Genomic DNA, 14,882 nt, shown 5'->3' with positions numbered 1-14,882 from the left:
CTGCACGCGACCGTTCATCATGACACACGATACGACACATCTCACATTCGCTCGTACCGACCGACGACCGCCCGCCAGGGACGATCCCTCTCGCGGTGAACGATGATCGACGGCTCACTCGACGAGCTGTTCGACGGGTTCACCGCACGCGACTGGCGGTCGGACGCGTCTGGGACTGTGCGATTCGCGATGATCGGCCTCGGGTGGTGGACGAAGGAGATGGCGATGCCCGCCGTCACCGACTCCGAACTCTGTGAGACAACGGTCGTCGTCAGCAGCTCGAAGGAGCGCGCAACCGACCTCGCCGAGACCCACGAAACCGTCGAGCACGGCCTGACCTACGACGAGTTCCACGACGGCGCGGCGAGCGAAGCCTACGACGCGGTGTACATCGCCACGCCGAACGCGCTCCATCTCCAGTACGCAGAGACCGCGGCCGCCCTCGACAAAGCGATCCTGTGTGAGAAACCGATGGAAGCCACCGTCGAGCGCGCCGAGGAGTTGGTCGCGGCCTGCGAAGACGCCACGCTGATGATCGCCTACCGGATGCACACCGAGCCGGCGGTTCGGCGGGCGCGCGAACTCGTCAGATCGGGGTTCATCGGCGACGTCGTCGGGGTCCACGGCGCGATGACCCAGCGGCTCCTCGACATGTTCGACGACCCGAACCACTGGCGGCTCGATCCAGACCTCGCGGGCTACGGTGCGAGCGTGATGGACCTCGGGATCTACCCGCTCAACACCGCACGATTCGTCCTCGACGCCGATCCCGTTTCGGTGAGCGCGCGGATGCACTCGGCTCACGACGCGTTCGCGGATGTCCCCGACGAGCGCGCGAGCTTCCGGCTGGATTTCGGCGATGGCGTGACGGCGTCGTGTACCGCGAGCCAGAACGCTGCGCGATCGAGCCACCTCCAGATCACCGGGACCCAGGGCGAGCTCCGACTCGATCCCGTCTTCTTCCCCGACGAACCCCGCCGGCTCCGGATCCGCCGGGGCGACCTCGACGCCACCCTCGACTTCGACCAGCGCGACCAGATGACCGAGGAGTTTACCTACTTCGCCGATCGGGTGCTCGCGGGCGAGGAACCCCATCCCGACGGCGAACACGGCCTGGCCGACATGAAGATCCTGCGCGCGATCTACGAAGCGGGTGAAACCGGCGACGTCGTCGACGTGGCTGGCGAGCACTGATAGGGTTGGTGTAACTGGTCGGCCCCAACTCGAAACCGTCGGTACTTCACGAACTGATGTAGGTTACAACTCGTCGTGTGGTAGCCCCAACGGCGGCTACGCTGACACCAATTCCGAAGGCAAGAGCAAGGAGTGTGGGTACGAAACCAAACCCGGCTGGGTCATAACTCGGAACGAGATCAAAATAGAGCCAGATACCCAGTGAGAACTCCAGCCCGATTACGGCCATAACTGGCACCAATGCACTCACGAGAAGACCGTCGTTGAGGTAGGCAGTGACTAGCGCCACAGCGCCTGCTAACAGCGGAATAGAAGGCACAATCAACAGAAACGTGAACGGAAGACCTTCATATACCGGAAAACCCGTGTACACCACAAGACTTGCAAAGAAAGTAACCGCAGCGAGGACGAGAACCTGTCGGGTACGGTGCTGGTTGCGACCGAAGAGGATGGGGGCGTTGGCATAACTCATAGTAGCTCATTTACGCTCTTTCTATAAATAACTTGACCACCAATTCTAACGGGTTCTGCGGCGCGACCAACTGGTTACCGGTAGCCGCCGACTTTGTGTCGACGGCATACCGATATGACGTACAACGATTCCTATGAGCGTCCCGCCCGTTACCACTCCGCGACGCTGCCGTCGTCGTGCCGCCAGACGGGGTTGTGCCAGTCGTCGACTGCGTCGGCCTGCTCACGGACGTGCTCCTCGTCGATCTCGATGCCGAGACCTGGCTCCGCGGGGAGGTCGACGTACCCGTCGCTATACTCGAACACCGACGGGTCAGCGAGGTAATCGAGTACGTCGCTGCCCTCGTTGTAGTGGATCCCGAGGCTCTGTTCCTGGATGAGCGCGTTGTGCGAACAGGCGTCGACCTGGAGACAGGACGCGAGCGCGATCGGACCGAGCGGGCAGTGGGGTGCGAGTGCGACGTCGTGGGCCGCGGCCATCGACGCGATCTTCCGACACTCGGTGATCCCGCCGGCGTGGGAGAGGTCGGGCTGGATCACGTCGACGCCGCTGGCTTCGAGCACGGGGCGGAAGTCCTCGCGGGTGTAGTGCCGTTCGCCGGTCGCGATCGGGATCGTGGTGTGATCGGCGATCTCGGGGAGGTGATCGTCGTGTTCCGGCAGCACCGGCTCCTCGACGAACATCGGTTCGTGCGGTTCGAGCGCGCTCACGAGCCGTTTGGCCATCGGTTTCGCGACCCGGCCGTGGAAGTCGACGCCGATCCCGACCTCGGGACCGACGGCTTCACGCACCGCGGCGAGTCGGTCGCCCGCGGCCGCGACCGCAGCCGGCGTCTCGATCCGGCGGAACTCGGCGGTGGCGTTCATCTTGAGCGCGTCGAGGCCCGACTCGACTCGTTCGCGTGCGGCGTCGGCCACATCGGAGGGACGATCGCCGCCGATCCAGCCGTACACCTGCATCCGATCCCGGACCGGGCCGCCGAGGAGTTCGTACACCGGCGCGCCGAGTTGCTTGCCCTTGAGATCCCAGAGTGCTTGGTCGACGCCCGCGATCGCGCTCATGAGTATGGGTCCGCCGCGATAGAATCCGCCGCGGTACATCGCCTGCCAGTGATCCTCGATCGGGGCGGGATCCGCGCCGAGTAGGTGCTGCTCGAACAGTTCCTCGACGGCCGTTTCGACCGTGCGCACCCGTCCCTCGACGACGGGTTCGCCCCAGCCGACCCGGCCGTCGCTGGTCTCGACTCGCAAAAATAGCCAGCGTGGCGGGACGGCAAACAGTTCGTAGTCGGTGATTTCGCTCACGTTCGCCGATCGTGGCGACCGGGGAAAAAGCCGACTGTCGCGGCTCAGAGCTGCGGTTCGACCGTTTCGACGTCGTCGAGTTTCCGGTTGCGGAGCGCCTCGCCGGTCTCGGCGTCGAAGAGATGGATCGCGTCCTCGGAGAGTCGTGCGATCGCGGGCTGACCCGCCTCGACACGCCGGAGCCCGCCGATGGTCGCCACGAACGTGCGGGACTCGTCCATGTCGAGTTCGGACGCCTCCTCGGCGTTGTCCTCGAACGCGAGGTAGATGTTGTTGCCGCTGCCGACCGGTTCGACCACGTCGACCACCGTTCGGAAGTCGTGATCGCTCTCAGCCGTATCGACGAGTTCGATGTCCTCGGGCCGCACGCCGAGCGTCACGCGGTCGGAATCGCCGATCGAATCCTGGGTCTCCTCGGAAAGGGGGTACTCGAACCCGTCGCCGACCAACTGACCGTTCTCGACGGTGGTCTCGAAGAAGTTCATCGATGGCTCGCCGATGAACCCCGCGACGAACTGGTTCGCGGGTTCGTGGTAGGCCTCCAGGGGAGTGGCGACCTGCTGGAGCCGGCCGTCGTCGAGGATCGCGATCCGGTCGCCCATCGTCATCGCCTCGGTCTGGTCGTGGGTGACGTAGACGGTGGTGACGCCGAGATCCTCCTGGATGCGCTGGAGCTCGGTCCGCATCTGCGAGCGCAGCTTCGCATCGAGGTTCGAGAGGGGTTCGTCCATCAGGAAGACGGCGGGATCGCGGACGATCGCCCGGCCGAGCGCGACCCGCTGTTGCTGGCCACCCGAGAGCTCGCCTGGCTTACGATCGAGCAGGCGACCGATCCCCATCATCTCAGCGGAGGACTCGACGCGCTCTTCGATCTCGTCGCCGGGCATGTCCGTACTCTCTTCGAGCCCGAAGCTCATGTTCTCGCGCACGGTCATGTGTGGGTAGAGCGCGTAGCTCTGGAACACCATCGCGATGTCCCGATCGGCGGGCTGGCGGTCGTTGATCGCCTGGCCGTCGAGGGTGATCGCCCCCTCCGTGACGGTTTCCAGCCCCGCGATCATGCGGAGCGTGGTCGACTTGCCACAGCCCGACGGCCCGACGAGGACGATGAACTCGCCGTCGTCGATGTCGGCCGAGACGTCGTCGACCGCGACGATATCGCCGCCACCGTCCGCGAAGCGTTTCGTCACGTGATCGAGCGTGAGTTCAGCCATCCGTCGCCAACCTCCAGTCGATGTCGTGTGTCATGAGTGTCGTGAGTCGTGATCGCGTCATGTTCCGCCCCCGGCGACGCCGCGGGCAAACTGATCGCCGAAGATGATGAACACCAGCAGCGTCGGCAACGCGGTCAGGAACGCGCCGGCCATCCGGAGGCCGAAGTCGATGCCTTCGAGGCTCGCGCCCAATCCGACGAGCGAGAGCGTCACCGGGGCGGCCGGCGAGCCCGCACCGCCGATCAGGATCAGCGCGAACAGCAGCTCGTTCCAGATCTGGGTGAACTGATAGATCAGCGTCACCGCGAACATCGGGGCCGACAGCGGCAGCACGACCCGGCGGTAGATCCCGAACGCGCTCGCGCCGTCGAGCCGGGCCGCCTCGATCATCTCTTCGGAGAGCCCGACGTAGTATCCCCGAAATAGCACGGTACAGATCGGGATGCCGTAGGCCGTGTGGGTGACGATCAGCTCGATGAGGTCGGTCTGGTAGGGGTGGAAGAAGGGCAGCGCCCACAGCGGCGACAGCAGCTCTTCGAGCGGGATCATCGACCAGAACTGCGAGAGCGGCACCAACACCGCCTGGTAGGGGATGAACACGCCGGCGACGAACAGCGCGAGGATCGGGATCTGGCCGCGCCAGCTGATCTGGGTCAGCCCGTAGGCCGCGAGGCTGCCGAACAGCGCGCCGAGCACCGTCGCCGGCACAGTCATAATGAGACTGTTGACGAGGCCAGGCGCGAGCGCGTCGAACGCCCCCGCCCAGTTGTCGAGCGTGAACCCGCCCGGTCCCGGTGGCGCGTACGGCGCGGTCCGGATGACCGAGTCGCCGGTCTTGAACGACGTGACCAATCCTGCTTCGATCGGGATGAGGAAGTACACGCCGATCACCGCGAGCGCGGCGTAGAGCGCGATCCGCCACCAGCTGATGGAATCGCGCACGTTCGCGAGCGTCGAGTCACCCGTTGCCGTGCCACCGTCGGTCATCGCTGTTCCGTTTCCATCGTTTCGATCGGTCATAGCTCACCTCGCCGGTACTGACTGTAGAGATACGGGATCACGACCAGCAACGCGAGCACGTAGAGCACGATCGCGATCGCCGAGCCGTACGCCCAGTTCTGGTTCGAGTACGCTTCCCGAACCATGAACGTCGCGAGGATGTCAGCCCCCGCCGCCGGCCGGTACTGGCCGAACAGCGCGTAGAGGAAGTCAAAGGCCTTGAGCGCGGCGATCATCAACACGACGAGCGCGCTGATCACCGAGCCACGGAGCTGGGGGACGATCACCCGCCAGTACATTTTGACGGTGCTCGCGCCGTCGATGCGTGCGGCCTCGAAATGCTCGTCCGGGATGGTCTGGAGTCCCGCGAGGAAGACCACCATCGTGTACCCGCTGAACTGCCAGACCAGCGCGAAGATCACGGCTCCGAGCACCAGTTGGGGGTTGCCGATCCAGTCGGGTTGGAGCCCCACGATGCCCAGGATCGAGTTGATGATCCCGTTTTCGATGTCGTACATCCACGACCAGAGCTGGGCCGTCACCACGAAGGAGAGGCTGAACGGCAGGAGGTACAGCGTCCGGAACGTGTTCTGAAAGCGGATCGTCCGATCGAGCAGGATCGCGAGCACGAGTCCGAGCACGATACACAGGATCGTGAACGCGACGAGCAGCACGAACGTGTTGCGCGCGGCGTCGATGAACGTCTGGCTCGCGAACAGCTCGGTGTACTGCTCGAAATCCAGCGAGGTGTACTCGGGATCGCCGAACCCCTCCATGTCGGTGAGTGAGATGAGGAAGTTCCACCCGATCGCGCCGTAGACGAACAGCCCCATCAGGAGGAACGGCGGGAGCCAGAACGGCAGCGAACTGACGAACCCGCTCTTTCGGAGCGATCGGAGCCAGCCCGTCTGGCTCGTGGCGGTCGAACTGGAGCCGCCGCTCACGGTCGCACCGCCGTCGGTGCGCACCGCGTGCGCGTCGTCGTCGCTTGATCGGTCATCGGAGCCGGGGGTGAGCCGCTCGCCGAACCCACGAAGCCTCGATCGCACCGATCGATCGTCGTCAGTTCGATCCGGAGACGGCATCGAGCATCCCCTGAGTTGCGGCGTCGAGGTCTCCCGAGCCGAGGAAGGAATCGGTGATCACGCCGTCGATCTCGCTGTGGACGTCCGGCAGCACCGCGAGACCGTGAGCGATCGTCGGCGGCTTGTTCGAGACGTTGTTGTAGTCCTCGATGGTCTGGGTGAGGTAGGGATCGAACTCGTCGGTCGGCACGTCGGTCCGCGGCGGGATCGACCCCTTGAACTGGTTGAAGCGGACCTGCGCGTCGGGCGTGCCGACGTACGAGAGCCACGCCTGTGCGGCCCCGGAATCGCCCGCGCTGGCTGCCATCGGGAACGAGTCGAGATGCAGCCCGTACATGTCGTCGGTGCCGGGGAAGGAGACGTTGTTCCAGTCGGACTCGTACTCGAAGCCGTCCTGGTTGCGGTACGCACCGGCCACCCAGTTGCCCTGGTGCATGAACGCGGCCTCGCCGTTCATGATCAGCTGGTTCGCCTGGGTGAACCCGACGCTGGAGGCGTTCTGGTTGATGTGATCGAAGTAGTTGTTGACCATCTCGAACGCCGAGCGCACGGCCTGTTCGTCACCCTCGCCGTTGATGTAGTCCATGAACGGCTGGTAGCCCGCCTGGCCCTGCATGACGACCTCCCAGAGCTGGAGCGTGGTGAAGGGGGCTTGGAGACCTTGGGCCATCCCGACCGCGTCGGTCTCCTCTTCGACGGTCTTCATCGCCGCGAGGAGGTCCGCCGGCTCGGAGAAGCTCGTGGGGTCGACGCCGGCTTCTTCGACCACCGAGACGTTGTAGAACAGGTCGTTCATCCGGTGGGAGCCGATCGGGACCGCGACGTAGGGACCGCTCCCGATCGAGCCGGCTTCCTCGCCGACCTGGGAGTAGGTTTTGGCTTCCTGGGAGTAGTTGTTCCGGAGATCGTCGGTCCAGACGTTCTCGCCGACGTCAGCGAGGAGTCCGGCCTCGGTGAACGGAACGAGGTTGAGCCCCGGCCAGTCCGCCCACGACGTGGGGAGGTTTTCGTTCTGGGCGCGGTTGGAGATCGTGGTATCGAGGTTGGTGTTGCCACCGCCGCCGATCGCCTGGAAGTTCGCGCTGACGTCGGGGTTGGCTTCCTCGAACCCTTCGACGAGGTTTTCGAGGGCCGTCGCGCCGTCACCGCCGGTCCAGCCGTGCAACACGGTGAGGCTTCCGCTACTGCCGCCACTACTGCTTCCATTGGAGCTACTGCCGTTCCCACCGCTGCCGTTCCCGCTGCTTCCGCTCCCGCTGCTGGCGTTGTCACCGCCACTACCGTTGCCACCGCTCCCGTTGTCATCGCCGCCACCGCCGCCCGTACAGCCGGCGAGACCGGCCATGCCGACGGTGCTTGCTAGCGCTGCGCGCTTCAGGTACGACCGCCGTGACTGTCCCGGGTCCGAATCCTTCATCATCGTAAATCCGTACCATCGTCCGTAACAGAAGTGTAAAACGCTTTCGCAAGCTTTACTCACGCACGAGTTTACTCGCAAAAATCGCTCGACACGAGCCGTATCGCTGTCGATGCTCAGTGGAGCGATGGCGACTTTCCTCAGTAATCTACCAGAAATTCACAGAACTGACTGAGTCCGTTCGTCCTCCCGGAACTGATCGAGGATTCGATAGTTCGACCTCGCTTCGCTCAGTCGAACGTCGTGGAACGATGTTCCACGAGCTCGATGCGGCTACGCCGCATCGAACAGGGCAAATCGGAGATTTGCTGGCTCGACGAAGCTACGCTTCGTCGAACAGCTCCTCACCGTCGATCATGTGTGCTTCGACCGCATCGAGATCGAGCGTCAGCCCGAGGCCTGGCTTCTCGGGCACGTCGATCGAACCGTCCTCGATCACGGTCTCCTCGACGAGGTCCTCCCACCAGCCGAGCTGGTAGGAGTGGTACTCGACCGCGAGCGAGTTGGGGATCGCCGCGCCGACGTGCGCGCTCGCCATCGTCGCCACCGGCGAAGAGACGTTGTGCATCGCCACCGGGACGTAGTAGGTGTCGGCCATATCGGCGATCTTTCTGGTTTCGCGCATCCCGCCCACCTTGGGGAGGTCTGGCGCGATCACGTCGACGGCCTGTTCTTCGAGGAGGCGGCGGTGGCCGTGCTTGCGGTAGACGTTCTCGCCGGCGGTGATCGGGACGGTCGTGGACTGGCTGACCTCGCGCTGGACATCGTGGTTCTCCGGCGGCACTGGATCTTCGAGCCACCAGACGTCGTAGTCCTCGACCGCGCGCGCGATGCGCTTCGCGCTCCCGCCGGAGAAGGACCAGTGGCAGTCGAAGGCGGCGTCGGCCCGGCCGTCGAGGCGTTCGGTCACCGCACGGACGATCTCGGCTTTGTGGTCGATCTCGGCGTTCCGGAGGTGGCGGTTCGCCTTGTCCTTCTCGTGGCCCGAGGGCACGTCGAGGTCGAACTTCAGCGCGTCGTAGCCCAACTCCTCGACGACGCGTTCGGCCTCGTCGGCGTTCGCCTCGGGATCCGCTTCCTCGCCGGCGTGACAGTCGCAGTACACCCGGACCTCGTCGCGGTACTTCCCGCCGAGGAGCTGATAGGCCGGAACCTCGAGGATCTTGCCCGCGAGGTCGTGGAGCGCGATCTCGATCCCCGAGATCGCGGTGACGACCGTGCCCTCGATCGAGCCCTCGCCCGACATCTTCTGGACGAGGTGCTCGTACAGCCGATCGAGGTCGAGCGGGTTCTCGCCCACCACGAACGGCGTCATCCGCTCGATGACTTCCGGAACGCCCGCCCCCCAGTAGGCCTCGCCAGTGCCGACGATCCCCGCGTCGGTGTACACCCGCACCAGGGTCCACGGGAAGTTGCCGTCGACCATCGTGGTCTGCACGTCCGTGATCTCGACGTCTCGTCCGCCGCCGCGCTTCGCACGGACACCCATCGTTCCGGCCGAGAGATCGCGCATCGTGTACTCGGCGTTCGGATCGTGGAGCTGTGTGTAATCGACCGGCATACCTCAGCCTTTACTCGCATCCTAATAAATCGTGAGGGGACGGCACGCGAACAGTTATCGTTCGCTGTCGGGAACCACAACGACTTTGCCGAACCCTTCGCGCTCTTCGAGCATCTCGTGGGCACGGGCGGCCTCGCTCATCGGGAGCGTCTCGCGGATCTTCGGCTCGAACGTGCCGTCCCACACCAACGAGAGCACGTCGTCGACCTCGCCCAGCGAGGCCATCGTGGAGCCGAGGATATCGACCTGCTTCCAGAACACTCGGTTGATGTTGGTCTCGGCTTTCGGCCCGGTGGTCGCGCCGCAGGTCACGAGTCGGCCACCCTTGGCGAGACATTTGATCGAGTCCTCCCACGTCGCCGGTCCCACATAATCGACCACCACGTCGACCCCGCGGCCGTCGGTGGCCTCGCGCATCGCGGCTGCGAAATCGGTTTCTTCGTAGTTGACGGTGTGATCCGCACCGCACTCGCGCGCGTACTCGAGTTTCTCGTCGGTACTCGCGGTGGCGTACACCTCCGCGCCGATGTACTCCGCGATCTGGACTGCGGCGTGGCCCACGCCGCCCGACGCACCGAGCACGAGGATCGACTCGCCGGGACCGAGGTCCGCCCGCGTGACCAGCATTCGCCACGCGGTCTGGAAGACCAGCGGCGCGGCGGCCGCGGTTTCCCAGTCGATTCCTTCGGGGACCGGCACGAGGTTCTCGGCGGGGACGGCCGCCTGCTCGGAGTGCACGCCCTGAACGTGCTCACCGATGATGTGGTAACTCTCACAGAGCGAGTGTTCGCCGTGGCGGCAGAACTCGCATTCGCCACACGACCGGCCGGCGGTGACCGCAACCCGGTCGCCCGGTTCGACCCGGGTGACGTCCTCGCCGACCGCCTCGACCACGCCGGCGGCGTCGGAGCCGGGAACGTGCGGCATATCGAGATCGACGCCCGGCAGTCCGCCGCGGGTGAACACGTCGAGGTGGTTCAGCGCGCCGGCTTTCACGTCGACGAGCGCCTCGTTCCGATCGGGTTCGGGATCGGGATACTCGCCGTACTCGATGACGTCGCGGTCGCCGTGCTCGGTGAACTGGACGGCCTGCATGGGGCGTGGTGGGCGCGACGCCCGGATAGCGGTTTCGATGGCGGAGATCGACGACCACGACCGCCACGCGCCAGCGACCGCCACGCGGCCGCTGCCGATCGCCGATTCCGTGAGCAACGTACCCATGCGGAGAGTCCGGGCGGTAGCCTCAATCGGTTCCGCCGGCAGGGTTCACCCGCGATCGAGGTGACCCATGTCAGACTGCCCGATCTGCAAGACGACCGAGAACGTCCGGCCGAGCTGGACCACCGGCTACCAGCGCCGGTGCAACGAGTGTGGGGTCCTGTTCAACGAGCATAGTACGAGAGCCACGCTGTAACGCCGCCCCGTCGCTCCCGTCGTCACCCCGCCTGTTTTCAGGGAGCGTTCGCTGACCGACGAGGCGACCGACACGACTGCGCTGCGGCCGCGCGATCCGCCCGTTCATCCGCCGTCCTGACAGCTGCAGCGACGAAATCAGTACGGCTCGGGGTTCAGGTGGTCGGGAACGAACCAGCGCCGGACTGTGACCCCGATCGTGCCGCCGATCAAACCGGCGAAGGCGTACACCGGCGCGAGCAGACAGACAGCGAACAGCGCGAAAAACGGCGAGTAGAACAGGAAGGCGGTCCCGCTCGCGGCGAACCAGACCACGAACGAGGTGATCCCGAGTAGGAGCGCGAGCACGGCGATCCCGTAGCAGCCGGCCCGGAGCCCCGCCGACGCGCCGTCGTAGACGTTGGTGCCGAGGACGAACCCGGCGGCGAACCCGCCGGCAGCGCCGCCGAGATGACCGGCGGCACCGAGATCGATTCCCTGGCTGCCGGCGTAGAGCATCGCGAGCGCGTACACCGTCGTCGTGATCGCTCCGGCCGCAGCGACCCACCACGGCCGACCCACGAGGTTCGTCGCGATCTCGTGTCGCGTGTGCCGCCAGTTCATGTGATACTGTCGACATCGGGGCGTAATAAAACCTCGCGACCATCACGCGGCTGAACTAACGTCGGCGACGGACGAACGGAGCTACCGGATGGGTCGGGATCGTCCGCTCACAGCGTCAAGACGACCGCCGCTGCGAGCGACCCGGTGAGGAGAACGCCGCTCCAGAGCGCGACCCGCGTGGCGAACTGGCGACTCGGGCCGGCGGCAGTCAACGCGGCCTTGACGCCGATGCTCGACGCCGTGGCGAGCAACACGGCGATCACCGCGGTCTCGTAGCCGAGACTCCCCGTCCGATAGAGTGAGACGGTTGAGGCGGTCGCGCCGGCCGACGAGACCAGCCCCGAGAGGACGGCAGTGACGTAAAAGCCGACCTCGCCGAACTGGGCCTGGGCGAACCCGCCGGCGAGGACCACCACCGCGAACATCGCGCCGAACGCGAGCACGTTCCGGAGCGAGAAGGGGCTGTCGAGGTCCATACTCACCTGTTCGTTCCAGTCGGCGGTGATGGCCGCGATCGCGACGCTCCCAACGACCACGATCGCGAGCGGGACGACCGCGCCGACGAGCACGTTCGGGAGGGTGAACGCGAGCACGATCGCGAGGTTCCGGAGCGCCATCGCCGCGTCTGCGAGCAACACGGCGGCGACGGCGTAGGAGGTCATGTTCGGGCGCTGCCGAACCGAATCCAGCATCGTCCCGACCACGGCGGTCGAGGAGGCCAACCCCCCGAAAAAGCCCGTGACGGCGATCCCCCGCCCGCCGTACGTTCTGACGATGGCGTAGTTCACGATCCCGATGGCGGCGACCGCGACCACCATCAGCCACACCACTCGGGGTTCGATCGCGACCGCGAGTTCGCCGGAGCCGATCGTGACGTCGCCGGTCGGCAAGAGCGGGTAGATCACGAACGCGAGGATGGCGAACTCGGTGGTCGAGCGGAGTTCTTCGCGCGTGAGCCCGCCCGCGAACGTGTGGAGTTCGCGCTTCAGCACGAGGAGGAGCGAGGACAGGACGGCGACGGTCACGCCCTCGATGACGTACCCGGCGGCGGTCAGCGCACCGACGCCGTAGGCGACCAGCATCGATACCGAGGTGGTGAGCGAGAGTCCGAGGTCCTCGTCCCGGAGGCCCTGAACCGCGAGCACCGTGCCCTGAACGATGACGAGCAGGCCGCCGACCGCCAGCAACCCATCGCGATCGAGGACGGTGAACACCGCACCGAGAAGCGTGATAAGCGAGAAGGTCCGGATCCCCGCGGGCTTGTCCGACCACTCGCGTTCGAGTCCGAGGAACAGCCCGAGTGCGCCCGCGAGCGCGATCCTCGCGACGGGGCTGTCGAGCGAGACGGCCACTTGAGCGACGGGGGTCACGTCTCGGCGTTCCTCCGCCGACGTATAAACCTCCGTCGTCCTGTCGCTCGGATACAGTATCATCGCGATCATCGCTGCACCGCCGCTCGTCCACGATAGCCGCCACGCTTATCACTCGGTAGTATAATCTAGTTATCGATGGCACGAGCCCGAACGCAGCTTCGATCCGCCCGCGAGGGCACGATCACACCGGCGATGGAGCGGGTGGCCGAGCGCGAGAACCGCGACCCCGAGTTCGTCCGCGAGCAGGTGGCCGCGGGCGAGGCGGTGATCCCGGCGAACCACGCCCACGACAGCCTCGATCCGATGATCATCGGGCGCGAGTTCGCCACGAAGGTCAACGCCAACATCGGCAACAGCGAGACCACGAGCGACCGGACCGAGGAGCTCAGAAAACTCCACGCGGCGGTCCACTACGGCGCGGACACGGTGATGGACCTGAGCACCGGTGAGGACCTCGACACGATCCGCGAGGCGAACGTCGATCACTCGCCAGTGCCGATCGGCACGGTGCCGATCTACGAGGCAGTCAAGCGCGCGGAGAGCCCCGAGGCAATCACCCACGAACTCCTGCTCGACGTGATCGAAAAGCAGGCCGAGCAGGGTGTCGATTACATGACGATCCACGCGGGCGTCCTGATGGAGCACCTCCCGCTGACCGACGGCCGAGTGACGGGGATCGTCTCGCGCGGCGGCTCGATTCTCGCCCAGTGGATGGAGGAGAACGCGATGCAGAACCCCCTCTACACCGAGTTCGAGGCGATCTGTGAGATCTTCGCCGAGCACGACGTCACGTTCAGCCTCGGCGACGGGCTCCGACCGGGGAGCCTCGCGGACGCGAGCGACGAGGCCCAGTTCGCCGAACTCGACACGCTCGGCGAGCTCACTCGAACCGCCCAAGAGCACGGCGTCCAGGTCATGGTCGAGGGGCCGGGCCACGTCCCGATGGATCAGATTCGGGACAACGTCGAGCGCCAGCAGGAGGTCTGTGACGGCGCGCCGTTCTACGTCCTCGGGCCGCTGGTGACCGACGTCGCGCCGGGCTACGACCACATCACGAGCGCGATCGGCGCGACCGAGGCCGCCCGTGCGGGCGCGGCGATGCTCTGTTACGTCACGCCGAAGGAGCATCTCGGGCTGCCCGACGCCGAGGACGTCCGGGAGGGGCTCGCGGCCTACCGGATCGCGGCCCACGCCGGCGACGTGGCGAACGGGCTGCCCGGCGCGCGCGACTGGGACGACGCGCTCTCACAGGCCCGGTACAACTTCGACTGGCGCGAGCAGTTCGACCTCGCGCTCGATCCCGACCGCGCCCGCGACTCACACGACCAGACGCTGCCGGGTGACAACTACAAGGACGCCCGATTCTGCTCGATGTGTGGCGTCGAGTTCTGTTCGATGCGGATCGATCAGGACGCCCGCGACGCCGACGGCGAGATGGACGCGCTCGATGCGGGCGTGGACCTCGACGCCTCGCCCGCTGCGGCGGTCAATCTCCCACCGGTGGGGACTCACGATACGAGCGCGGTGCCGGAGCTTCCCGATCTCGGTGGAGAGGTCCATAGCGACGGCGAGCCGGCGGACGACTGACTGTTCCGTTTCGGTTCTCGGCCCGAGTCGCCGGGGATGCCGTGTCGATCGCTTCGATTGGCTATAAGTCGCTGCCGGGCGGAGGTCGTCCATGACGATCTACACGGGCCGGGGCGACGAGGGCCAGACCGATCTCCGGACGATGGACCGGGTCTCGAAAGCGAGTCCGCGGATCGAAGCCTATGGAACTGTCGACGAGGTGAATGCGACTGTCGGGCGGGTCCGGCCGACGGGCTACGACGACGTTGACGACCAGCTCCGCGCGATCCAGAACCACCTCCACATCGTCCAGGCCGATCTCGCGAACCCCGATCCGGACGCCGAGGACCCGCAGATGACCGACGAGCGCACCGAGCGCCTGGAGGAGTGGATGGACGCCTACGACGACGAACTCGACCCGCTCCAGTCGTTCATTCTCCCTGGCGGTGGCGACGCGGGCGCGCGCCTCCACCACGCCCGGGCGGTCTGCCGGCGGGCCGAGCGCCGCGCGGTCGCGCTCGCGAGCGAGGAGGAGGTGAACGAGGCGGCGGTGGTCTACCTGAACCGGCTCTCGGACGCGCTGTTCACCCTGGCGCGCGTGGTGAACCAGCGCGACGGGGTGGCGGAGGAAGCGCCCGACTACTGAAGACAACGTTTATACTTCGAGGTCGGGAATTAGGG

The 14,882-nt window shown here is 65.9% G+C and carries 14 protein-coding genes; 4 read left to right on the top strand and 10 right to left on the bottom strand.

The window, feature by feature from the left end:
• Positions 1-102: 102 nt before the first annotated feature.
• Positions 103-1,194 carry a D-xylose 1-dehydrogenase Gfo6 gene (gfo6, locus tag PHA81_RS10080; RefSeq protein ID WP_273836674.1) on the top strand — a complete coding sequence of 364 codons (1,092 nt, stop codon included), beginning with the start codon at positions 103-105 and terminating at the stop codon, positions 1,192-1,194.
• 46 nt (positions 1,195-1,240) lie between these two features.
• Here the strand turns inward: gfo6 and PHA81_RS10075 are convergent, their stop codons facing one another.
• From PHA81_RS10075 to PHA81_RS10040, 8 genes are all read right to left on the bottom strand, one after another.
• Positions 1,241-1,666, bottom strand: coding sequence for a hypothetical protein (locus tag PHA81_RS10075; RefSeq protein WP_005044106.1), 426 nt, complete (start codon positions 1,664-1,666; stop codon positions 1,241-1,243).
• A gap of 149 nt (positions 1,667-1,815) precedes the next feature.
• Positions 1,816-2,970 carry a galactonate dehydratase gene (dgoD, locus tag PHA81_RS10070; RefSeq protein WP_273836673.1) on the bottom strand — a complete coding sequence of 385 codons (1,155 nt, stop codon included), beginning with the start codon at positions 2,968-2,970 and terminating at the stop codon, positions 1,816-1,818.
• Positions 2,971-3,014: 44 nt separating this feature from the next.
• Positions 3,015-4,184, bottom strand: a complete 1,170-nt coding sequence (ugpC, locus tag PHA81_RS10065) for a sn-glycerol-3-phosphate ABC transporter ATP-binding protein UgpC (protein WP_273836672.1) — start codon at positions 4,182-4,184, stop codon at positions 3,015-3,017.
• Positions 4,185-4,241: 57 nt separating this feature from the next.
• A complete protein-coding gene (locus tag PHA81_RS10060) occupies positions 4,242-5,204 on the bottom strand; it encodes a carbohydrate ABC transporter permease (RefSeq protein ID WP_273836671.1) in 963 nt (320 codons plus the stop codon).
• On the bottom strand, positions 5,201-6,268 hold the full coding sequence (locus tag PHA81_RS10055; RefSeq protein WP_273836670.1) for a sugar ABC transporter permease: 1,068 nt from the start codon (positions 6,266-6,268) through the stop codon (positions 5,201-5,203). Before PHA81_RS10055 ends, PHA81_RS10060 begins: the two co-directional genes overlap by 4 nt.
• Positions 6,246-7,685 carry an ABC transporter substrate-binding protein gene (locus PHA81_RS10050; RefSeq protein ID WP_273836669.1) on the bottom strand — a complete coding sequence of 480 codons (1,440 nt, stop codon included), beginning with the start codon at positions 7,683-7,685 and terminating at the stop codon, positions 6,246-6,248. Before PHA81_RS10050 ends, PHA81_RS10055 begins: the two co-directional genes overlap by 23 nt.
• A 322-nt stretch (positions 7,686-8,007) precedes the next feature.
• Positions 8,008-9,246 (bottom strand): mandelate racemase/muconate lactonizing enzyme family protein, encoded by a 1,239-nt coding sequence (locus PHA81_RS10045; protein WP_005044118.1) that lies wholly within the window; start codon positions 9,244-9,246, stop codon positions 8,008-8,010.
• Between the two features lie 54 nt (positions 9,247-9,300).
• Positions 9,301-10,341, bottom strand: coding sequence for a zinc-binding dehydrogenase (locus PHA81_RS10040; protein WP_273836716.1), 1,041 nt, complete (start codon positions 10,339-10,341; stop codon positions 9,301-9,303).
• Positions 10,342-10,534: 193 nt separating this feature from the next.
• Between PHA81_RS10040 and PHA81_RS10035 the strand changes: the two genes are divergently transcribed.
• Entirely contained in the window at positions 10,535-10,660 is a 126-nt protein-coding gene (locus tag PHA81_RS10035) for a hypothetical protein (protein WP_273836668.1), read from the top strand.
• 137 nt (positions 10,661-10,797) lie between these two features.
• Here PHA81_RS10035 and PHA81_RS10030 read toward each other — a convergent pair whose 3' ends face one another.
• Together PHA81_RS10030 and PHA81_RS10025 are read right to left on the bottom strand one after the other, a co-directional pair.
• On the bottom strand, positions 10,798-11,262 hold the full coding sequence (locus tag PHA81_RS10030) for a hypothetical protein (protein WP_273836667.1): 465 nt from the start codon (positions 11,260-11,262) through the stop codon (positions 10,798-10,800).
• 107 nt (positions 11,263-11,369) lie between these two features.
• On the bottom strand, positions 11,370-12,632 hold the full coding sequence (locus PHA81_RS10025) for an MgtC/SapB family protein (RefSeq protein WP_273836665.1): 1,263 nt from the start codon (positions 12,630-12,632) through the stop codon (positions 11,370-11,372).
• A gap of 138 nt (positions 12,633-12,770) precedes the next feature.
• Here PHA81_RS10025 and thiC point away from each other — a divergent pair, with 138 nt between their 5' ends.
• Together thiC and PHA81_RS10015 are read left to right on the top strand one after the other, a co-directional pair.
• Entirely contained in the window at positions 12,771-14,222 is a 1,452-nt protein-coding gene (gene thiC / locus PHA81_RS10020) for a phosphomethylpyrimidine synthase ThiC (RefSeq protein ID WP_273836664.1), read from the top strand.
• A 91-nt stretch (positions 14,223-14,313) separates the two neighbouring features.
• The gene (locus tag PHA81_RS10015) at positions 14,314-14,847 is read left to right on the top strand and encodes a cob(I)yrinic acid a,c-diamide adenosyltransferase (RefSeq protein WP_273836663.1); all 534 of its coding nucleotides are present in this window, start codon (positions 14,314-14,316) and stop codon (positions 14,845-14,847) included.
• Positions 14,848-14,882 lie beyond the last annotated feature (35 nt).

It is taken from the genome of Halococcus sp. PRR34 (assembly GCF_028617175.1).
Classification (GTDB): Archaea; Halobacteriota; Halobacteria; order Halobacteriales; family Halococcaceae; genus Halococcus; species Halococcus salifodinae.
This window is presented reverse-complemented; position numbering and strand designations above follow the sequence as displayed.